This is a genomic window from Shewanella sp. SG41-3, assembly GCF_014164545.1.
Lineage (GTDB): Bacteria > Pseudomonadota > Gammaproteobacteria > Enterobacterales > Shewanellaceae > Shewanella > Shewanella vesiculosa.
The window spans coordinates 66,848-89,213 of record NZ_JACJFJ010000008.1 but is presented as its reverse complement, the minus strand read 5'-3'; the positions used below and the strand labels follow the sequence as shown (position 1 = coordinate 89,213).

The 22,366-nt window shown below is 42.4% G+C and carries 21 protein-coding genes; 4 read left to right on the top strand and 17 right to left on the bottom strand.

Annotation, left to right across the window (positions count from 1 at the left end):
• Nucleotides 1-89 precede the first annotated feature (89 nt).
• The 5 genes from H5164_RS15750 to H5164_RS15730 form a co-directional block, all read right to left on the bottom strand.
• Nucleotides 90-1,235 (bottom strand): putative sulfate/molybdate transporter, encoded by a 1,146-nt coding sequence (locus tag H5164_RS15750; protein WP_182757040.1) that lies wholly within the window; start codon nucleotides 1,233-1,235, stop codon nucleotides 90-92.
• Nucleotides 1,236-1,613: 378 nt separating this feature from the next.
• Entirely contained in the window at nucleotides 1,614-2,318 is a 705-nt protein-coding gene (gene phoU, locus H5164_RS15745) for a phosphate signaling complex protein PhoU (protein WP_124016196.1), read from the bottom strand.
• Nucleotides 2,319-2,365: 47 nt separating this feature from the next.
• On the bottom strand, nucleotides 2,366-3,184 hold the full coding sequence (gene pstB / locus H5164_RS15740; protein ID WP_124016197.1) for a phosphate ABC transporter ATP-binding protein PstB: 819 nt from the start codon (nucleotides 3,182-3,184) through the stop codon (nucleotides 2,366-2,368).
• A 27-nt stretch (nucleotides 3,185-3,211) separates the two neighbouring features.
• Nucleotides 3,212-4,873, bottom strand: coding sequence for a phosphate ABC transporter permease PstA (pstA, locus tag H5164_RS15735; RefSeq protein WP_182698511.1), 1,662 nt, complete (start codon nucleotides 4,871-4,873; stop codon nucleotides 3,212-3,214).
• A 58-nt stretch (nucleotides 4,874-4,931) separates the two neighbouring features.
• Nucleotides 4,932-7,187, bottom strand: a complete 2,256-nt coding sequence (locus H5164_RS15730) for an ABC transporter permease subunit (RefSeq protein ID WP_182698512.1) — start codon at nucleotides 7,185-7,187, stop codon at nucleotides 4,932-4,934.
• A gap of 296 nt (nucleotides 7,188-7,483) precedes the next feature.
• On the opposite strand from H5164_RS15730, the gene H5164_RS15725 reads away from it, so the two are divergent.
• The 4 genes from H5164_RS15725 to H5164_RS15710 all read left to right on the top strand — a co-directional run bounded on the left by H5164_RS15725 (nucleotide 7,484) and on the right by H5164_RS15710 (nucleotide 10,366).
• Nucleotides 7,484-7,990 carry a glycine cleavage system protein R gene (locus H5164_RS15725; protein WP_124016200.1) on the top strand — a complete coding sequence of 169 codons (507 nt, stop codon included), beginning with the start codon at nucleotides 7,484-7,486 and terminating at the stop codon, nucleotides 7,988-7,990.
• A 99-nt stretch (nucleotides 7,991-8,089) separates the two neighbouring features.
• Nucleotides 8,090-8,908: a DUF2797 domain-containing protein gene (locus H5164_RS15720; protein ID WP_182698513.1), complete on the top strand. Its 819-nt coding sequence runs from the start codon at nucleotides 8,090-8,092 to the stop codon at nucleotides 8,906-8,908.
• Between the two features lie 281 nt (nucleotides 8,909-9,189).
• Entirely contained in the window at nucleotides 9,190-9,795 is a 606-nt protein-coding gene (locus H5164_RS15715; protein ID WP_182698514.1) for a LysE family translocator, read from the top strand.
• 28 nt (nucleotides 9,796-9,823) lie between these two features.
• Entirely contained in the window at nucleotides 9,824-10,366 is a 543-nt protein-coding gene (locus H5164_RS15710; protein ID WP_182757039.1) for a DUF1415 domain-containing protein, read from the top strand.
• Nucleotides 10,367-10,629: 263 nt separating this feature from the next.
• Here the strand turns inward: H5164_RS15710 and H5164_RS15705 are convergent, their stop codons facing one another.
• From H5164_RS15705 to H5164_RS15650, 12 genes are all read right to left on the bottom strand, one after another.
• Entirely contained in the window at nucleotides 10,630-11,442 is an 813-nt protein-coding gene (locus H5164_RS15705) for an alpha/beta fold hydrolase (RefSeq protein WP_124016205.1), read from the bottom strand.
• Nucleotides 11,443-11,464: 22 nt separating this feature from the next.
• Nucleotides 11,465-11,830, bottom strand: a complete 366-nt coding sequence (locus H5164_RS15700; RefSeq protein ID WP_165870084.1) for a hypothetical protein — start codon at nucleotides 11,828-11,830, stop codon at nucleotides 11,465-11,467.
• Nucleotides 11,831-11,972: 142 nt separating this feature from the next.
• Nucleotides 11,973-13,565 (bottom strand): ABC-F family ATPase, encoded by a 1,593-nt coding sequence (locus tag H5164_RS15695; RefSeq protein WP_124016207.1) that lies wholly within the window; start codon nucleotides 13,563-13,565, stop codon nucleotides 11,973-11,975.
• 358 nt (nucleotides 13,566-13,923) lie between these two features.
• The gene (locus H5164_RS15690) at nucleotides 13,924-14,874 is read right to left on the bottom strand and encodes a hypothetical protein (protein ID WP_182757038.1); all 951 of its coding nucleotides are present in this window, start codon (nucleotides 14,872-14,874) and stop codon (nucleotides 13,924-13,926) included.
• A 190-nt stretch (nucleotides 14,875-15,064) separates the two neighbouring features.
• Nucleotides 15,065-15,985: a M14 family metallocarboxypeptidase gene (locus H5164_RS15685; RefSeq protein ID WP_124016209.1), complete on the bottom strand. Its 921-nt coding sequence runs from the start codon at nucleotides 15,983-15,985 to the stop codon at nucleotides 15,065-15,067.
• Nucleotides 15,986-16,023: 38 nt separating this feature from the next.
• The gene (locus H5164_RS15680; protein WP_182757037.1) at nucleotides 16,024-17,028 is read right to left on the bottom strand and encodes a DMT family transporter; all 1,005 of its coding nucleotides are present in this window, start codon (nucleotides 17,026-17,028) and stop codon (nucleotides 16,024-16,026) included.
• Between the two features lie 10 nt (nucleotides 17,029-17,038).
• Nucleotides 17,039-17,242: a hypothetical protein gene (locus H5164_RS15675; RefSeq protein WP_124016276.1), complete on the bottom strand. Its 204-nt coding sequence runs from the start codon at nucleotides 17,240-17,242 to the stop codon at nucleotides 17,039-17,041.
• A 138-nt stretch (nucleotides 17,243-17,380) separates the two neighbouring features.
• Nucleotides 17,381-18,139, bottom strand: a complete 759-nt coding sequence (locus H5164_RS15670) for an SDR family oxidoreductase (RefSeq protein ID WP_124016210.1) — start codon at nucleotides 18,137-18,139, stop codon at nucleotides 17,381-17,383.
• 12 nt (nucleotides 18,140-18,151) lie between these two features.
• Complete coding sequence (gene mmsB, locus H5164_RS15665) at nucleotides 18,152-19,051, bottom strand: 3-hydroxyisobutyrate dehydrogenase (protein WP_182757036.1); 900 nt, start codon at nucleotides 19,049-19,051, stop codon at nucleotides 18,152-18,154.
• Between the two features lie 13 nt (nucleotides 19,052-19,064).
• The gene (locus tag H5164_RS15660) at nucleotides 19,065-20,183 is read right to left on the bottom strand and encodes an enoyl-CoA hydratase/isomerase family protein (RefSeq protein WP_182757035.1); all 1,119 of its coding nucleotides are present in this window, start codon (nucleotides 20,181-20,183) and stop codon (nucleotides 19,065-19,067) included.
• Nucleotides 20,183-20,965: an enoyl-CoA hydratase gene (locus H5164_RS15655; protein WP_182721890.1), complete on the bottom strand. Its 783-nt coding sequence runs from the start codon at nucleotides 20,963-20,965 to the stop codon at nucleotides 20,183-20,185. The genes H5164_RS15660 and H5164_RS15655 overlap by 1 nt, the downstream gene beginning before the upstream one ends.
• 72 nt (nucleotides 20,966-21,037) lie before the next feature.
• A complete protein-coding gene (locus tag H5164_RS15650) occupies nucleotides 21,038-22,195 on the bottom strand; it encodes an acyl-CoA dehydrogenase family protein (RefSeq protein WP_182698854.1) in 1,158 nt (385 codons plus the stop codon).
• Between the last annotated feature and the right edge of the window lie 171 nt (nucleotides 22,196-22,366).

Sequence of the window (22,366 nt, the reverse complement as noted above, 5' to 3'; positions counted from 1 at the left end):
CTGACTCATTGGACTATTGCTGCGCTGTCAGACTGCCCAGATAAAAAAAGACATCATAAGCTCACAAATATTACCCTACAAGGGCACGATTACTGTTTCGAGTTAACAAGATTCAACCATTGGTGACGACCTAACTCTAGTACAACACCAACGGCCAAACCGGCTGCGGTGTTAATCAATAAACACGTCACCGCGGTTGATAAAATAACCAACATACAAAACGGCTTGCCATCAAATAAACGTTTAGACCATGCTAATTGTGTCCCTGCTATGGCAAGTAAACTGCCTAAAACGGCTAAAGGGATCAATGACAATGCACTGGCAATACCTTTACCCCAAAAGATGGCAATAACAATGCACGCACTACCAAAAATAGTCGGTGCTAGCCAGGTTCGTGCGCCAAAGTGATATTGCACCGCCAACCCACCAGCGCCATGACACATTGCCGTTGCACCAAAAGGCGATAACAGCAAGTTAGCCCAACCAGAGCTTTTAGCAAATTGTTGTGGTTCAAATCTTTCACTTTCTTGAGGAAATTTATCTTTTGCCATCGCAGAAATCGCAATCACTGCATTGGTCAATGTGAGCGCTAACTGAGGTAGCACCAATAAAACGGCAGCAGAACCCCACTCATCGATACTCGGCCAACTCAACGGCCAAACACTGGTATGGCTCAAGTTAACACTTGGCAGAGTCCCACTTGTTAACTGCCAAACAATGCCAAGAATAATCACTACCGGCATCACCAAATATTGCATTGGCATAAAACGACTGGCAAACAAAAAACTAAAAGCAAGTATGCCGACCCACCATGTTTCGCTCATCATGACGCCACCTAACCATATCAATTGGAGTCCTATTGCCAGCTGGATCCCAATACTGATCGCCGGCGATAACAACTTAGCCATCCATTGAATAATGCCGCTATAGGCTAAAAAAAGTAGAATTAGGCCCATTAACATGGCGGATGCTTGTAACATTCCAGGAGACATTCCTTCTGCAATGACTAACGCACTGATCACCTTCATAGGTTGTATCGGAATGGGGCGTCGATAATAAAATGCCGTAAATAAGGCAAAAAAACCGAAGCCTAAAAATATCCCTTGGGGGGAGAATTGATTAAGGGAAATTAAGCCTAAAACGAGAGGAAGAAAGGTACCTAAATCAGCAAATGCGCCACTGAACTCACCTGAAATCTTATTTACGTTATCGAAACGATTGATCTCACATCTCATATATCTTGCCGTAAGGAATGGATACTGAAATAAAGCAATTACAGTGCCATATTAAAAACGCGACACACCTCTAAATTAATATGCCTAAATATAAATTTAACAACGTCATTGCGACAATATGAACCATAGCATGATCCCAACAATGGTCATTATGTCCACATAATCGTTTGTTAAATCATTAGTATTTAGAAAAAACTACTTAAAAAAAAGATCAGCCGAATCAATGAAAAAGTAGATTTGGTCATCAATATATTGATGATATTGATGATACATTTCTCTTAATTGCATAAAAAAAGCCCCTATCGATGGGGGCTTTATTACAAGGTCGAAAAATGGCTTACTTAAGCACTCTAGATTTGAATATTACAATTTAGAGACTTAAAGCTCTTTTTCCATTTCTTCGTAAGAAATATGACGAACGTCTTTACCTTTTACATAATAGATCACGTATTCACAGATGTTCTTACAACGATCGCCAACACGCTCAACAGCGCGCGCAGCCCATAATACGTCTAATACACCAGGAATTGAGCGCGGATCTTCCATCATATGAGTCATTAATTGACGGATGATACCTTCATACTCTTTGTCTATTTTGGCATCTTCTTTATGTAATTCAAATGCTTGGTCAGCATCCATGCGAGCTAATGCATCTAAAGTTGAGTGCAGCATACGTGTGGCATGACGCCCCATGTTTTCAATACTCACCAATAAAGGTTGTTGGCTGTTAGCACGTTTTTCAACCGCGGCTTTAGCAATACGAACACACGCATCACCAATACGCTCAAGATCGGTAATGGTTTTTGAAATAGCCAAAATTAAGCGTAAGTCACTTGCTGCAGGCTGACGCTTGGCAATAATACGAGTGCATTCTTCGTCAATAGCCACTTCCATGCCATTCACTTTATGATCGCCTTCAATCACTTGTTGAGCCAGCTCTGAGTCAAGGCTTGCAAGAGCATCTAATGCTTGCTCAAGCTGACGTTCAACTAAACCGCCCATCGCCAATACGCGATTGCGAATATCATCAAGCTCAGCATTAAACTGGCCTGATATATGTTTACTTAAATTCATTTTATCCATGATACCCACCTAAATTTTGTATATTAATTAAAAGCGTTTTAGCCAGATTAACCGTAGCGACCGGTAATATAATCTTCTGTTTTACGCTTTTTAGGGGTCGTGAAAAGGGTGTTGGTATTAGCGTATTCAACCAGTTCACCCATGTACATAAATGCCGTTTGATCTGACACTCGCGCCGCTTGTTGCATATTATGCGTCACAATCACCACGGTATATTTTTGCTTTAATTCAGTGATTAATTCTTCAATGGTTAAGGTTGAGATTGGATCCAGTGCCGACGTTGGCTCATCGAGTAATAATACTTCTGGCTCAATGGCAATGGCACGAGCAATCACCAAACGTTGTTGCTGACCACCTGATAATCCAAATGCATTGTCGTGTAGGCGGTCTTTCACTTCATCCCAAATGGCTGCGCCACGCAGTGAACGTTCAGCCGCTTCATCTAAATCACGACGGTTGCTTAGCCCTTGCAAACGTAAACCATAAACCACGTTTTCATAAATTGATTTAGGAAACGGGTTAGGACGCTGAAACACCATACCTACGTTACGACGTAATGCTGCTACATCAACTTTCTTGTCATAAATATTTTGTCCATGAAGCAAGATTTCACCATCAATTTTACAAATATCAACTAAGTCATTCATGCGATTAATACAACGTAACAGCGTTGATTTACCGCAACCACTTGGGCCGATAAAAGCAGTAACTTGTTTTTTAGGGATCTTCATCGACACATCAAATAACGCTTGTTTATTCCCGTAACGTAAATCTAAGTTACGTATCTCAAGCGCGGTATCCTGTGCCGGTAAGTTAACTAAATCAACGGCTTCTTTTTTCATTGTTGAACTATCAATAGAAATCATTTTATCTTTCCTTCAGGATATCGCTAATTAGTGTTCTAGCGAACGGAATTTTTCACGTAAATGGTTGCGCACGCTGATAGCGGTTAAATTAAGGGCAACAATTACAGATACTAATAAGAACGAAGTTGCATACACCAATGGACGAGCAGCTTCTACGTTAGGGCTTTGGAAGCCGACATCGTAAATATGGAAACCTAAGTGCATAAACTTACGTTCTAAATGCACAAACGGGAAATTCATATCAATCGGTAATGTTGGCGCGAGCTTAACCACACCAACCAACATTAACGGTGCCACTTCACCTGCTGCGCGGGCTACTGCCAAAATCAAACCGGTCATAATCGCTGGGCTTGCCATTGGTATGACAATACGCCATAAAGTCTCGGCTTTGGTTGCACCTAAGGCCAAACTACCTTGACGTACTGCACTCGGAATACGGCTTAAGCCTTCTTCCGTCGATACAATCACCACTGGTAACGTTAAAATAGCTAAGGTTAGTGCAGACCACAGTACCCCAGGTGAGCCAAATGTTGGGGATGGCAAGGCTTCGGGGAAGAACAATTGGTCAATTGAGCCGCCCATCATGTAAACGAAGAAGCCTAAACCAAATACACCATACACAATTGAAGGCACACCGGCTAAGTTAATCACCGCAATACGGATCAGCTTGGTAATCGGACCTTTCTTAGCGTATTCATGTAAGTAAATGGCTGCAATAACACCAAATGGGGTCACAATCACCGCCATCAACATCACCATAAATACCGTACCGAATATCGCTGGGAACACCCCGCCTTCAGTATTTGCTTCACGTGGGTCATCACTGACAAAGCGACCTATGCCAACAAACCAGTGAGTTATCTTTTGCAGCAAACTCATATGATTGACATAGCTTACGTCTAAAATAGAGTCTAGAGGCAAGGTAACCTCAACGCCGCGCATGTCTTTAATAATTACAGAGTCACGGGCAGCTTTGTCACGCAGAGCAAATAAGTCTTTTTCAAGCACTAAGTAGTCTTGCTGCAGTTGATCAAGTTGCGCCTTAATATCAGCCTTACGTGCCTCAGTTAATTCACCATCCAGCTCATATCCACGTTCTTTTAAACGTAAACGCTCCATTTGGTAATTAATCGAACCAATATCGCTTTTTTGCAACTCCAAGGCTTGATCAGAAATCGCTACAGCGCGATCTATGTGGTCAAACAAAGAAGCTTCTATATCTGATTCACTGTTTAACGCTAAGCGTTTACCGTCTTCGATAACCGCAACAGGATAACCGTAAAAGTTACCATTTTGCGTACGCTCAAGCTTAGCGACATCAGCGGGAATTGAACGGCTGACGATATCTGTTGCAAGGATCCAACGAAAATCTAAGCCAACAAACTCACGGTTACCGGTTTTAACCAAATAACGCATCACAAACTCACCAGGATGCTTAGTAAACTTATGCCCTGCTGAAATTAAGCGCTCTGTTGGCACTTCTTCACGGTCATAAATTTCACCAATAAGGGTACTTTTAACCCCATTATTGTCTTCAAGCTGCCATTGATAAACATCAGCGGGCCAAAAGTAACTTAGACCACGCCAAGCGATTAACAGTAATAAGCCTAATACGGCAATCAAACTGATACTAACGGCACCACCGGTCATCCAAATCCACGGTGAACCTGATTTAAACCACTTACCCATTGCACAAACCTCTCAAGGCGATTGGCGAAATAATCATTAATTGAGTCATCATCTTTCCTTACAGTGAGCTATAACGTTCGCGTAAACGTTGGCGAACCACTTCAGCAATAGTGTTAAAGAAGAAGGTGAACACAAACAATACAAAGGCGGCTAAGAACAACACACGATAATGCGAGCTACCAATGGCAGATTCTGGCATTTCCACCGCAATGTTTGCCGCTAAGGTACGCATACCTTCGAAAACGCTCCACTCCATGATGGCAGTGTTACCGGTTGCCATTAACACAATCATAGTCTCCCCTACCGCGCGGCCTAAGCCCATCATGATGGCCGAGAAAATCCCCGGACTGGCAGTGAGTAACACCACTCGAGTTAAGGTTTGCCAGTTTGTCGCACCTAATGCCAAGCTGCCGTTTGATAGATGACGAGGCACAGAGAAAATCGCATCTTCAGCGATTGAGAATATGGTTGGAATAACCGCAAATCCCATGGCGATACCCACAACCAGCGCATTTCGTTGGTCAAAGGTGATGCCTAAATCGTTGGTAATAAACTGACGCGTGTTGCCGTCAAAAAATGCCACTTCAATTATTGGGCTTATCTCAAATGCAAACCAACCAACAAATATAATCACTGGTAATAGCATCAGTTCTTGGTAGGTTTCAGGTAAACGTTGCTTCCATTTTTCTGGTAATTTACTCCACGCAAATGCGGTAGTAAGAATGGATGTGGGTAATAATATCAACAACACCACAATACCGGGCAAGTGTTCCTCAATCAGTGGCGCTAACCACAAACCGGCTAAGAACCCCAAAATAACCGTCGGTAATGCTTCCATAATTTCAATCGTTGGCTTAACCACGTTGCGCACTTTAGGCGTCATAAAGTAAGCGGTATAAATTGCACCGGCAATCGCCAGTGGCGATGCAAATAACATGGCGTAAAATGCCGCTTTCATGGTGCCAAATGCCAAGGGCATTAAACTCAATTTAGCTTCAAAGTCGTCAGTACCAGACGTTGATTGCCATACGTATTTAGGTTCAGGGTAGCCTTCGTACCATACTTTATCCCACAACGCGCTCCAGGATATTTCTGGATGGCTATTCTCTACAGAGAAAAGGTTAAGTTTGTTATCAGCTTCAATCACTAATCCATTTGAACGCGGACTAAATGCCATTTGGCCTGGGTTGGTTAACTGAAATTTCTCATCAAATAGTTCACGTTGACTCGTGGTATAAAGCAGAGTTAATTCACCTTCTTTACTTAATACAGCAAAGCTTTTACGGTAAAACTCAGTCGCCATAACACTTACAGGTGCTATATCGTCAAACTCACGAATTTGTTGGTATAAACGACCTTTATCGCTATTAACTTGGAAATACTGACTCACAATACCACTGTCATAACTGACCAGAATCGAGCTAGCACCGGCAAGCAAATTGACTTGTCTCACTTGAGCTCCGACTTTTTGAACATCGATAACTTGAAGTAATTCAATCGAGTCTGCGTCACGAGTGTTGTAGACAAACAGTTTATTGGTCGCGCCTAAAATAAGCTGACGATGATCGGGTGTCATTATTGCCGAAATAACATGGTTAGGTGCATCTTCAATAAACACTTCAACAGATGACCATTCAACCTCTTCAGTCATCATGTTTTCTTCGCCTTCTTGGCGATTTAACTTCCAAGCACCATTAGCATCTTGGTAAGCAAAACTCATGCGGCTGTCGCTGAAATCAAACACCAGATTATAAACAGCGCCCTCATTATTAATCGTTAATGGCTCTTCACCAATCGGATAACGTAATGATGGCGTAATAACGCGTTTGTTGTCTGGGTAGGTTAAGCCAAACTCGATCCCGATAACGATCACTTGGCCGTTACTCAAACCTAACGCGAAACGTTGCTCGCTTGGGCTCGATTTAGCACTACTAGTGACCGTGGTACCTTCAGGAATTTTAGCCTTAAAAGACGAGATTAATTCACCGCTAATGGCTGAATAAAAATCGACATTACCCATTTCGGTTACCCGATAAAGGACTTCGTTTTGTTCATCGCTACCAACCATTAAGGTTTTAGCGTCAGTATTTTGGTAACTCACACTCGTAACAGGTTCTATATGTGCCCCATCAAAAATGGGCTTGATGACATACAGCAAATAGAAAAATATTAATAACAGGGTGACAAATACCAACGTGCCACCAACGGTTACCCCAATCTCTGCTGCCTTATCCTTAAATGCTCTGCGGGTTGCATGTCTATCAACAAGTAGACTTTTTTCAGCAGAACCAGGTTTATTGACCTGACTTTCCATTAAGAACCTCTAATAATTAATCGATGCCATAATTAGCGCTTTGAATGTGCAGTTTACTATGCTAACAATAAATATTTATGACCAAATACATTAACTTTCGCCACTTATTTAAGTTTCTAAATCACTTACCTTAGTCTCTACATAACTCATATTAGTTTCTAATTAAGTGTTAGTAAGACAATAGTAAAACTGATGTAAGACAGCAAAAAAACCATAACACAATCTTAAGTGGCTGCGATTATATGACGTAAAGATGACAGTTGTGTTACAGACTTTGTTTATAGGAGAAATATCCAATGATGCGTTATCTTATTACTCTTCAAGCACCAGACCGAAAAGGCTTGGTAGAACAAATCGCCAATGTCGTTAGTCGACATAATGGCAACTGGTTAGACTCAGAAATGCGTCATATCGACGGTATTTTTGCAGCCATATTACAATTAGAAGTCCCAGCACTAAAATGGGATGAGTTAATTGATGCCTTAGAATGTATTGACGGCTTAACGCTAACGTTTGCTAAAACCACCTTAGCCGCTAAACCGATTAAGCATTTATATTACAACTTAGTTGCCTACGATCGCCCCGGAATTGTGCTGCATATCTCAAATAAAATGAATGCGCTAGGCATTAATATTGAACAATTTAGCAGCCAGTATGAAACGGCGAGTCACACTGGTATCGCGCTATTTAAGGCGACCATGACATTAGGCTTAACCGATCCAAACCAAGAAGAACAAATTACTGCATCGCTTTATGAAATGGGTGATGACGTGGTGCTTGATAAGCTGAGTAAATCAGCTTAAATGAACAGCAGATCGGCATACAAGCTCAATTAAGCCTAAAATCCGTTTTCATCATCTGTTAAACTGCCACGAAATAATGATGATAAAAATGGATTAACCATGTTTGGAACGCTATCAAAATTGAAAACCCACCTTAATGATAACCATGAGGTGGAGTATCATTTACCGGTAGGTGACGAGCGTTTAGCGCTTAACCCGCTTATTGGTAAGTCATTGACCATGACTCACACAGGTAATATTTTTTGCAGCAACTGCGGTAAAAAGACCAAGAAAAGTTATTCTCAGGGTCATTGTTATGTTTGCATGTCAAAGCTAGCCAGTTGTGACCTGTGTATTATGAAACCTGAAACATGTCATTTTGATCAAGGCACTTGCCGCGAACCAGAATGGGGCATATCAAATTGCTTTGTGCCCCACTACGTGTATTTATCGAATACTTCAGGTATTAAGGTCGGCATTACTCGCCATACTCAAATCCCAACCCGTTGGATAGACCAAGGGGCGACTCAGGGCTTACCGATTTTTAAAGTGTCGACGCGTAAAATGTCGGGCTTAATCGAAATAGAATTAGCCAAATTCATTAACGACAAAACCCATTGGCAAGCGATGTTGAAAGGTCATAATGATGATATTGATCTTGTCGAACAAGCCGCGCAACTGATTCCTCTGATTGAAGATAGACTGCACGCTTTAGCGGCCGAATATCAAGACATTGTGATTGAACGCCTTGATGCCAACATTCAAGCCATTAGCTATCCTATAACGCAATTTCCGGTGAAAGTTAAATCACACAATTTTGATAAAATTGCTGAAGTCAGCGGTATTTTGCAAGGCATTAAAGGCCAATATCTTATTTTTGATACCGGGGTGATCAATATTCGTAAGTTTTCATCTTACGAAGTAGACGTCAGTTATTAATTAACCTAACGATTTCTTTTAAAAACTTACTAGCAATGCCTGTATTTTTAAGTCACGAGATCTGAGATTCACTCAGGTTTCGTGACGTAAAAATAGCCTATGATAATTACACTTGCTAACCAATAATTTATTTAAATAATATCAAAGTGTTAATCGCTACAATGATAATTTATTAAGATTAAAACGATAAATTTAACTCACTGCTAAAAAAATCATTATGGTGAATGACTAAATTCACCTAGAATTCTGCTTCTATAACACTTAAGCCGAGAAACCTGTTCATGGAGTTAGTATTCGCCATTGCTTTATTTGCTTTTTCTGCCGGTATTACTCCAGGCCCTAACAACATTATGTTGATGACCTCTGGGGTTAATTTTGGCATTAAACGCAGCATTCCTCACTTAATGGGCATTAGCTTGGGCTTTCCGACCATGATACTGGCGGTTGGACTTGGCTTAAGCGCGATATTTCAAGCGTATCCTTTCATCCATATTGTGATTAAAGTGATTGGTATCAGCTACCTACTTTATCTTTCATGGCTTATCGCTAATAGCAGCAGTAAAATGGAAGGTAAGCAGGTAAGCAAGCCATTTAGCTTTTTACAAGCCGCAGCATTTCAATGGGTCAATCCAAAAGGCTGGATCATGGCAGTGGGAGCTATTGCGACGTTTACTTCAGTGCAACAAGAACTGAATAGCCAGGTGATAACGATTGCGAGTGTATTTTTATGTGTGGCGTTCCCGTGCGCGATTGTGTGGCTGGGATTTGGCGTGGCACTAAAACGCCTGCTGAAAAATGAACGCCAACAGCGTATTTTTAATATCTCTATGGCTCTATTATTAGTGGCATCGATTATCCCAATGATGTTACCACCCGCAACACATTAATTTATTGAATAAGCTTAAAGGTTACATAATGGAACAACATGAATGTCTTGCTCATACCGAAAACTGGGTAAAAGATGTCATTATGAAATACAACATTTGCCCATTTGCGCGTCGAGAAGTTGAACGCGCTAGCATTCGTTATGTAGCCATTGAAGCAACAAAAATAAAGGCCGTACTAAAAGCATTAATTGACGAGTGCCAACACTTAGATACTCATCCTGATACTGAAACGACACTATTTATTTTACCGCGGGGCTTTGAAGGTTTTTACCCTTACTTAGATTTGGTCGATTTTGCTACTGATGAATTAATGGCGCAAGGCTATGAAGGGGTTTATCAATTAGCGACATTTCATCCAGACTATTGCTTTGAAGGCGAACCTCAAGACAGTGCCGCGAATTTTACTAATCGTGCACCTTATCCTTGCCTGCATATTATCCGTGAAGCCAGTATGGAAATTGCGTTAGCAAACTACACCGACCCCGAATCAATACCTGAGCGAAATATTGCGTTTGCTGAACGCAAAGGCAGTGAGTTTTTTATCCAATTATTGCAGCATTGCACTAAATGAGTTGAGAAAGATAACCAGTGATAAATAGCCATTAAGCACTTAGCACTTAGCACTTAGCACTTAAATTAAAATTAAATTTTTATCGTCTCTGGCAGTAAAAACCAGCTAATAGCTAAACTGATTATTATCGTGTTGGTTAGCGCTCGCCTATGATTACCTACTCCTGTTTTAAGGCTGACTTCAATGACAGCTATTTCACCTGCCCCAAGCTGATTTAGCCTCGTTCGCCACTAACTAGTAGTCAGCAATAGTAAACCGATACACTATTGCTGCAATGCTAAGCAAAAATCACTAATCAGTTCAGGCCAATCATCAACATCATCCATGGAGTTAGCGATATGCAGTTTGGCATTGGGTAACGCCTTTTCAAGTTCAATAGCTGTTTCAATGGGATGAGCATCATCATCTTGCCAAGCAAGAATTAGCGTTGGCACCCTAATGCTGGCAAGTTGCTGCTTACTTGGGAGGTCATTTTGAGCGGCCGCGGTAAATAACTGACTTAATGTCTGGCGTTTCATCGACTTTAGTCCATCTAACATCCCCAAAACACTGTGCTTGTGGGCATCGATTAACCAGCGAGGTAACATCTTGTCTAAATGCTTGGCATTCATTTGGGCTAAGCCTTTACCGCCAAGTATGCGTGCGGCTTTGGCTATTTTATAATAATAATTAACTTGATTGGCTCTAGCCTGCCACGCGATAGGCGGGGTCATTAAAATGAGTCCTTGAATGCTTTCGGGATTGGCCAATGCAGCATACAAGCTGGTTGCACTGCCCATGGATTGACCACCTAAAATCATTGGTGTCGGTGCTTGATAATGCGCCGCGACCCTCAACATGTCTTTCGCAAGAGACGGCCAAAGGTAATCGTCAACAGACTCACCCGCAGTAGATAGTCCATGACCGATTGCATCATAACGAATAAGTTGTAACTTTTTAGGAAACCGATGCCAAGCATACACGCCAATAGCATCTTCGCTTTGCATGCAGCCACACAGACCGTGGGCCCAAACCAAGGCTTGCCCCTTACCGCTAATGGAACAATTAAACTGATTGATATTAAATTGCTCTGTCATGGCCTGTGGTTCTCCTATCTGTCTATCCTTTTACAATTTCAATCAATCTATTAATAAATAATATGATTGCATCTGTCGTATCAAACCTAAATGCTAAACCGTAATGAATTTCACTTAAGCCTTTGTTACGGCGTGTTGGAAAACGAGTCATTTGAGCATTGTGGTAATAATCGTATTTGGCATGGACGCCATCAATAGTGGCCAGTTCAGTAGAAAAAACCTCAAATGCCGGACGAATGATCAGTAATGGGGTTTTACCTTCAACATGTAAATAAACCGGCTCTTTTAACTCAGGAAGCATGTATTCGGTGACATTCTTAATATTAAAATTAGTACGACATTTGAGTTCATTCAAGGTTGATGCAACTTGTTCAAGGGTGATGCTCATAAAGTGGATGCCTGTGCTGGGTAATGTCATTGATTTATATCACTAGAGTATATGGCTTAGCTGAATAAATAAAAACAAAAAGCCCCGAACAAATGTTCAGGGCTAATGGTGTTAGTGCGATATTAGTAACGATAAAGCAGAATTATGCGTCAATACCTTTACTCGCCAAAAACTCGTCGTATGTGCCTTTGAAATCGTTAATCCCTGTCGGAGTCACTTCAAGAATACGAGTGGCTAACGATGATACGAATGCACGGTCATGAGATACGAACATTAATGTACCTTCGTACTTTTCAAGCGCGTTGTTTAATGACTCAATCGATTCCATATCCATGTGGTTGGTTGGCTCATCGAGTAATAAGATGTTCGGCTTTTGCATGATAAGTTTACCGAAATACATACGGCCTTTCTCACCACCAGATAGCACTTTGACTGACTTTTTAATGTCATCGGCACCAAACAACATACGGCCTAGAATACCGCGTACCGATTGGTCATCGTCATTTTCTTTGCGCCATTGACTCATCCATTCGAACAAGGTCATATCATTGGCAAAATCAGCTTCATGATCCTGGGCGTAGTAACCAATATTGGCATTTTCAGACCAATTAATGGTGCCTTCATCTTGTGGGATGTCGTGTACCAAAGTACGTAACAAAGTCGTTTTACCGACACCGTTTTGGCCCAAAATAGCAATTCGCTCGCCCACTTCAACCATAAGGTCGAATTTACTAAATAACGGGGTATCGTAACCTTTGGCTAAATTTTCAACAACTAAGGCATTACGGAACAATTTCTTTTCTTGTTCAAAACGAATAAACGGGTTCACACGGCTTGATGCTTTAATATCATCTAGCTTAATTTTATCAATTTGCTTGGCGCGTGATGTCGCTTGCTTAGCTTTAGATGCGTTAGCCGAGAAGCGCGCAACGAAGGTTTGTAACTCTGCAATTTGTGCTTTCTTCTTCGCGTTGTCACTCATTAAACGTTCACGAGATTGCTGTGCAGCCATCATGTATTCGTCGTAGTTACCAGGGAACACACGTAATTCGCCGTAATCTAAGTCAGCCATATGAGTACAGACTGAGTTTAAGAAATAACGGTCATGCGAAATAATGATCATGGTGCTGTTACGTTGGTTCAACATATCTTGTAACCAGCGAATAGTATCGATGTCCAAGTTGTTGGTTGGTTCGTCAAGTAACAGTAAATCTGGGTCAGAGAATAATGCTTGTGCCAAAAGCACACGCAATTTAAAACCTGGAGCGATTTCGCTCATTAAGCCAAAGTGTTGTTCGGTACCAATACCGACACCTAAAAGTAAGTCACCGGCACGAGATTCAGAGGTATAACCATCCATCTCGGCAAATTCCATCTCAAGTTCAGATACTTTAATACCGTCTTCTTCGCTCATTTCAGGTAAAGAATAAATACGGTCGCGCTCTTGCTTTACTTTCCACAACTCACGGTGGCCCATGATCACAGTGTCTACGACAGAAAAGGCTTCGTATGCAAACTGGTCTTGGTTTAATTTACCCATACGTTCGTTAACATCTATTGAGACGTTACCACTTGATGGTTCTAAATCACCGGCAAGGATTTTCATAAAGGTGGATTTACCACAACCATTCGCGCCAATTAAACCGTAGCGATTTCCGCCACCAAATTTGACTGAGAGGTTTTCAAACAGTGGCTTAGCGCCAAACTGCATTGTGATGTTAGCTGTTGTAATCAAAATGAAATTCCAAATCGTGTTGTGTGTTGAAGCCGATATCAAATTATAGTGTATTCGCTCAAGTTGACATCTATATGACTCAAGCAAGCAAAAATGATATTGAAACTAGAATACGGCAAAACCGAGGTAAATACGAAGCGCGATAGTGTAAGGATTTTTGGCCTATTTATCAACCTAGCAATCAACAATAGCGCAGACAAATACTGGCCACTTTTGAGATGCCAGCAAGTATATGCCAACCATAATACATATATCAGGGACGATAAATACACCAAGGTGGCTTAACACCGAAAACATCAATATGTTTTCGGCATCAATGATAACCGTGTGAAGTATTTAGTAAAAATATTGCCTCAGCTTAGGCGCTTGCTGGATCTGTTACATGGTCTGGATGAATTTCTGCTTGGATAAAGCAGTTTTGTAGCACTTTTTTCGATGGGTACATACTTGCTGTGCTATCAATTATCTGCGCATCAAAATCGATAACAATAGGAATAAAAAGGCTCGCTTTGGTAATTTTACGCTGTCTTAATTTTTTCAATGCGCTGATATCAGCATTCGAAGGCGAATGGTCAAAAGTAAAATACAAATAATGAATCGTATTTTGAGACTTCATTCCGAGCACTTTCTTTAACTCTACTAAGCGAGTCACTAATTGCTCATTCTGTGCTTGAACCTGCGCAATTGAGACTTTACTCATATCAAATACGGATATTGAAATAACACTATTGATATACTTTTGCGCCGCAATAAACTCAAGCCCTTCAAACTTAGCTGAACCGTCTGTCTCGAGTGTTGATGGCGCTAACTCTACAAAGCCGTTGCTATTGATTAAAATGTCTTTTAAACGCTCACGGGCTGTGGGCAATGTACTAAAATACGCCTCTTTCTTGCGAATATTGTGTCTCATGTAACCCGCTAGGGCACCACAAAGCACTAAAAAGACGATTTTGCCACCAATACGATGCCAAAAATCTAGGTATGGCGCATCCGGTAAAGTAACCCCGGCTTCCAAGGTTAGCGCTTCAACCTCTAGCGGCATCAGATCAATGTATAAATCATCTTCTGGCAGCATGCCAGCAAAACGGCCATCGTAATTCCACAGTGGAATAAATAATACTTCAACCGATTTATAGATATAGCCAATATCGACGTTATCGCCCTCTGGTGTTTGAAATCGTTCGTCATCGGGAAGTTCCACTAGGGTAATAATGTTTTCCCCACCAAAAGAAATTAATCCCGCTTTGGCATGCGAAATATTAGCGGTTATAAGCAAGCAGAATAGCAATAGTAAGAAAATATTTTTCATTTTAATCCTTTATGAATAAAAAATAGCTGATTAGTGATCAGACCAAGCAGTGAACAGCGGAACCACAAATTGTAATCGCAATGAGTCTTTTAGATTCCCTTCATACAAATACTCATCGCTATTATACTAAAAAATGCTCAGACAACAACGCCATAGCGCTTATAGTTGCGCGACTAGCCTAGGAGCATTTTTATCGTTTTAAATACTCAATAATGTAGTCTAATCCACCAGTGATAGCGGCGACTTGGGCATCGTTACATTCTTGCGCTGTGACCAGAGGGCTATCAGGATAAACTTCAGTCGTGGTGTTAAAGTGATTGTCAGTGATACCGGCGCATAAACTGAGTTTTTTTACCGGGTAGTTAATCACCCCAAATTGCTCAATCGGCACTTCAATTAGTTGCCCATTATCGTCTGGTGCAATATGGGTCACTTTGGCAACGGAATCAATTATCGCTTTTTGAAATGCGGGAGTTGGATTATCACTGTCACCCACCAAATAAAAACCGTCAGGAATAATGCCTTTAGCATAATCAACGCCATCGCGAGCAGACAATACTGGTCTAAACTCTATCTCGTCAGTATCGGTCGTTTCATGTAAATCAATATGTGCATAAACCTCACCCAGTGTGGCCACAAATGCCATTAATGCCGCTGATTCTTCCGCTGGACTGTTAGGGTAAAAAGAGCGATTAGGATCGATGGCTTTTGGGTTCCAACGATTAATAGTTTCATAACCCCACGGGCTGATACATGGCGCAACCACCACATTAAAATACTGAGCGTAATCTTGCGCTTTAGTGGCTAAAAATTGAATGGCACCTTGTACACCACTGGTTTCATATCCATGTACGCCGCCGGTGATCAAAATGGTTTTTTTAGTACTGTCCCACTTGAGTGGTTTAAACCCAAATAAAGGATACTTGTCGACGTCATAAGATAACGCGCCATACTGTATTTGCTCAAATTGAGCCGCAAGCGGGGTTAACTTACTGACCACTTCATCTTGATATGACCGCTTGATAGTCACTTGTGCTAACCATTGGGCTTTGTGATCATCGGTCCATTTTTGTCCAGGAATGCCAATTGGATACGCTGTTGAATTGCTCATATAACCTCGTTAATCGTTTGTTTTATTGAGTTAATCTATTACGTTAGTTTATTTATTGTGATGGATTTAGGTTTAGCTAAAATAACTAAGCCTATGCCTAAAAAAATGATACTGGCCGAAATACTAAGATGAATACTGATCACTTCATCTAAAAATAGTACCCCGCCAAAGGCGGCGATGACAGGAACGGTCAGTTGTAGTACTGCGGCATGTGTTGCTGTTAACCCACGTAAAGCTTGATACCATAATGCGTAACCGACGCCAGATGCCAGCCCACCTGACAATACGGCCAATAAAATGCCTGCGGGCGACAAGATAAGGTGATTCATGGGTTCAACAACGCTAAACAATGGCAGTAACCAGACTACACCTATCATTGCCGCAACTAACGGCAAGGTGCGAATAAAATTATATCCGGTATCAAACAGTGGTTTGCGAGACTGTTTACCCAATAACGTGTAGCCACCCCAAGCACAGCCACTGAGGGCCATTAATATTAGGCCTATGATTGAAGGAGCGCTGACGCCCGGTAAAACTAAATATCCAAAACCTGCAAATGCCAATGAGGCGCCAATAACCTCGAGTAAGGTTAACCGCTGGCCTTGAATATAACTCATCAGCATCATACTCATTTGTACTGCAGCAAATAAAATTAATGCGCCAGTTGCGGTATCAAGAAGCACGTAAGCGTATGAAAATGTGACCGCATAAATGAACAGTAATCCCGCAGCGAGAAAGCTGCCGTGACTCGCTGATGTTGCTGCCTTGGTTTTATTGGCAGCACTTTTATTAACGTCACTTTTATTAACGTCACTTGTATTGGTGTGGAGGCGACGGGTTCGCAATAACATTAATAGCCACAACACCAACGCCCCTGCAGTTAAACGAATAGCGGTAAAACTGCTTGGATCAATTAATGGCGTGGTTTGCTGAACTGATAATGCCATGCGGCACAATACCGAATTAGCCGCAAATGCGACCAGAGCCACTAGGGTATACAAGGCTACAGAAAGCGTCGATAAATATGCTAATAGAACAGACATAGACAGGCGACTATGCTTTTTTCTTAAAGGTAAACTTTTGCACAAACCACTGTATTACCCCGACTTGTTGAACGTGAGTTAAGCCAAAATAAACACAGATCCACGGAGAGATAAGTAAAAACCAAGGTAACGCAGCTGTCGAGCGACCTGAGAATTGTAAATATAAAAAGCCGCCGTAAATAATAATGACGCCGAAGATCCCCACTATTAACATGATTTTTTTAAGCAGGTATTCTAATTTGGCCACGTAATTAATCCTTAAAAAGTAAAAAAGTCACGCCGAGATAATACACATGGTATTCACTCGGCGTGACGGCATCATAACAAACTGATTAAGCGAAATACTACCGGCTTATAAACGAATACCGCCATCAATTTCAAATACTCGGCCGTTGACGTAATCATTTTCAATGATAAAACGCACTGTAGAGGCAATTTCTTCCGGTTGGCCTAAACGACCGACGGGTACCATTTGCTCAAGGCGTTCTAATGCTTCAGGCTTCATTGCTGCGGTCATTTCAGTGGCAATAACACCAGGCGCAACCGCGGCGCTGCGAATATTGTAGCGCGCTAACTCTTTGGCCCAGCCGACAGACATAGCTGCAACGCCAGCTTTAGAGGCCGAGTAATTAGACTGCCCCATGTTACCGGATTTAGCTAAGCTAGAAATATTAATGATAACCCCAGCTTGACCAGTCTCAATCATGGCTGCAGCGGCTTCACGACCACACAAAAAAGTACCTGTTAAATTGACGTTAATGACGGACTGAAATTGTTGATATGACATGCGATCAACGACTTTGCCGTCTTTCGCTTTAACCATTAAGCCGTCACGTAAAATACCTGCATTGTTGATTAACACATTCACTTGGCCAAAATCTTCAACAATAAATTTAAACCCAGAAACGACGTCTTCTTCATCAGTAATGTCTAAGGCGTAACCTTGCACTTCAGTGATTGAACCTAAATCAGCACAAGCCTGTTCAAGTTTGCTTTGGTCGACATCGATAAGTGCCAATTTAGCCCCTTGTGCAGCCAAATTTTGCGCCATTGCCAGACCTAATCCACCTGCTCCGCCAGTAATGACGACAACCTTATCTTTTAATTCCATCAACTGAATCCTTTATTTTTTCTTTGAAAACTGTTCAAAAATACTTGAAAAATCGCGACGGCCATTGCCTTGACGAGCATGATTAACATATAAACTGCGAGCCAAAGATCCCATCGGTGTGCTTGAGTTAGACGCGACTGCCGCTTCTTGCGACAAGCCTAAATCTTTTACCATCAAATCGACCATAAAGCCGCCTTGATAATCTTTCGACGACGGTACATTTTCCATCACATCTGGGCATGGATTATACTTTTCGAGAGTCCAGTTACCGCCACTGCTGACTTTCATGATATCAGATAGCACTTTAGGATCTAAACCATTATCCAAACCTAATTGTAATGACTCGCTAGTACCGACCATCAACACAGATAACAGCATGTTGTTACAAATCTTGGCAATTTGCCCAGCACCCACAGCACCAGCGTGAAAAATATTGCCGCCCATAACGGTCAGTACGGTTTGCGCTTGTTGATACGCTGAGTCACTACCACCACAAATAAAGGTCAAACTGCCGGCGGCTGCGCCTGCTGTGCCGCCAGAAACGGGCGCATCAATAAACTCTATGCCTTTTTCGCAAGCTTTAGCTCCCACTAGACGGGCACTATCAGCATCTATGGTAGAACAATCAATTAATAGTGCATGCTTTGACACAACATCAAGCAGGCCTTTATTGTCATCGTCACCTAAATATAAGCTGCGCACATGTTTGCCCGCGGGAAGCATGGTTATCACAAAATCGGCAGCGGCTGCTGCGCCACAGGCGGTTTTAGCGCTTAATGCACCTTGATCAGTTAACGCTGTGACTGCGGCCGGGTTTAAGTCAAACACTGTGACTGTCATACCCGCCTTAACTAAGTTGGCCGCCATTGGGCCACCCATATTGCCTAAACCAATAAATGCTACTGTTGCCATGTTGATTATCCTTTTATAAAAAGTCTGCTAATGGGTGCTTATCTGCGGCCCAGGGAGATGTGACAAGTTGGGCTATTTTACTCGGTTCAACCGCTTCAACATCGGTAAACAGCCATTGAGGGTTGCGATCTTTATCAATCAGTAACGCCCTTACACCTTCACAAAAATCTCCCATAGAGCAACAATTAACGCTAACACCCAGTTCCCACTTGAAGCATTCGGCTAAGCTCAGCGCTGAACCTAATGCCGCTTGAGAAAAGATCAGATGCCAGCTGATCGGACTCCCCGCCAATGCTGTTTTCTGCGCGCGTTTAAGCCAATCAAGCTCAGTATCTAGCGTCGATAATTGGTGATGAACATCCAGAATGTCACCTGCCATTAATAAATCGATTTGACTTTGAAATTGTTGTAAATGACTGGTTGTAAGCGACGCTAGATGCGGCTGTGTCATACCAGAAAGCAAGTTGCTCAATAGCTGATGATTTGTATCGTTATCTTGGCTCCACGTTACTTCGGCCATAGCATCAAACAGCGGCTGTCTTTCATCGCTGGTTAAGTAATAGTTACCCAAGTTAACGTACAAGGCGTCTGAGGCGTTCATGTTGTAAGCCGTTAAGCCTAGAAATAAGCCTGTTTTTCCTGGCATACGATTTAAAAAGTAACTGCCACCGACATCGGGATATAAACCAATGGTGACTTCTGGCATCGCAATACGACTGCGCTCAGTCACAATGCGATGACTACCACCAGCCATGAGTCCTAATCCGCCGCCCATGACAATGCCGTCGCCCCATACCAGCACAGGCTTACCAAATTGATGCAGTAAGTAATCCAATTGGTATTCTTGGGTAAAAAATTCACAGGCTTCATCGGTGATGTTATTGGGATTAGCGATAGATGCATGATAAATCGCACGAACATCACCGCCAGCGCAAAAAGCCTTGTCGCCAGCGCCTTTGATAACCACGCAAGCAATACTGTCATCGTTTTTCCAGCGCGTGAGCTGGTTTTGCATCGCTGCAACCATGTTAAGCGTTAATGCATTAAGCGCTTTTTCGATATTCAGGGTCACTACGCCAATAGATTGGCCAGATAGTGTGCCTAACGTTTGAAATATTACCTCTTGAGTCATTAGCTGTTCTTCCAATTTGCGGCGCGTTTTTGTAAAAAGGCGTTCACACCTTCAGCTTGATCTTCACTGCCAAACAGGTCAACAAACAATTCACGTTCAAGCGGTAATGCCTCAACTCTTGGCATTGTACGCCCAGCATTTATCAGCGTTTTACATGCACTGACACTGCCAGGAGACTGTTTAGCCACTTTAGCGGCTAATGCGACTGCAGCATCGAGGGCTTGGCCTTGTTCAACCACTTCTTCAATTAAACCAATTTTTTCAGCTGTGGCTGCATCAATCCGTTCACCGCATAAAATCATCCGTTTCGCCCAGCCCTCGCCCACTAGTGCGGTTAAGTTTTGGGTGCCACCGGCACAAGGTAATAAACCCACAGTGGCTTCTGGTAGCGCCATTTTCACTTGGGTTTCAGCAATACGTAAGTCACACGCTAATGCGACTTCTAAGCCGCCACCCATGGCATAGCCATTAATGGCCGCGATTGATACACCGCGAAACGCACTTAAAGTTTCAAAGGCTTCGCCAAAGTGTTTGGCCATGTTAGCGGCATTTTCTTTATCACCGTCGGCAAATAAATTTAAATCGGCACCAGCAGAAAAAAACCTATCACCTTGGCCAGTGATAACAAGCGCGTAAACATCCTTGCGTTGATTTAATGAAAGCACGATCTGTTTCAACGTTTGTAAACTGTCAGCTGTCCAGGTATTGGCTGGCGGGTTGTTCAACGTCAAAATAGCCGTGTGACCAATGATGTGTTCCAGTATATTGGTTTGAGCAGTCATAACCTTATGTCCTTATGTTAGTAATCATTTATGGATCATTCAGTTGTGGATCAGTCAGCAGTGAGCCACCCGTTACAGGATAGGATGTGCATCGCTGGCTAACAAACGACGAGCAATGATTAACCGCATGATCTCGTTAGTGCCCTCTAAAATTTGGTGCACACGTACATCGCGGAAATGACGCTCTAATGGATATTCACGAATGTATCCGTAACCACCATGAATTTGCAGCGCACTGTCGCACACTTGAAAGCCCACATCGGTGGCAAAGCGTTTTGCCATGGCACAATATGCGCTGGCTTCAGGGTCTTGAGTGTCGAGTTTAAATGCCGCTAAACGCACCATTTGACGTGCAGCGACTAACTCTGTTGCCATATCCGCTAATTTGAACTGTAGTGCTTGAAAAGCCGCTAATGGCTTACCAAACTGTTTACGCTCATTCATATATTCGGTCGCGCGCGTTAAGGCCGCTTGTGCAGTGCCAATTGAACAGGTGGCGATATTAATTCGTCCGCCATCTAAACCTTTCATGGCAAAGGTAAAACCTTGGCCTTCTTCGCCAAGTAAGTTAACCGCTGGGACGCGCACATTTTCGAAGCTGATCATTCTCGTCGGTTGGGCGTTCCAGCCCATTTTATCTTCCGCTTTTCCGTAAGTAACGCCTGCGGCATCGGCCGGTACTGCAATGGCAGAAACCCCTTTAGGGCCAGCTTCACCGGTACGGCACATCACCACTAAAAGCTCAGTTTCACCCGCTCCAGAAATAAAGACTTTCGAACCTGTGATCACGTAATCGTCACCATCACGCACGGCTTTAGTTTGCAATGAAGCAGCGTCGCTGCCTGCTCCTGGCTCAGTTAAGCAATATGATGCCAATAACTGCCCTGTGGTTAAGCCTTCTGACCACTGTTGGCGTAAGGTTTCAGTGCCCCAGGTAGTGACCATCCAAGTGGCCATATTATGGATGGTTAGCATTGCTGTGGTTGTTGTGCAGCCATGGGCTAATTCTTCAAAAATAATTGAAGAATCTAACCGAGACAGGCCCATACCTCCTTCTGATTCTGGCGAGTAAAGTGAACAAAAACCCAGCTCACCGGCTTTTTGAATCACGTCTTTAGGAAAATGATGTTCTTCGTCCCATTTGGCGGCAAATGGCGCCAGCTCTTCTGCTGCGAATTGACGGGCTAAATCAGCAAACTGACGCTGATCTTCATTTAAATTAAAATCCATACTGGAGTCCTTATATTATCTTGGATGACTCTCGGGTCATTTGATATTTTGCCCACCTGCAGCTTGAGCTACTTAGTCATTAAATGGTGATGTTTGGGCTTGCGACATCACCATCCGATGGTGCGAGTCAAAATGGTCTTGTTGTATTAGCAGATAAAAATAACCGCGATA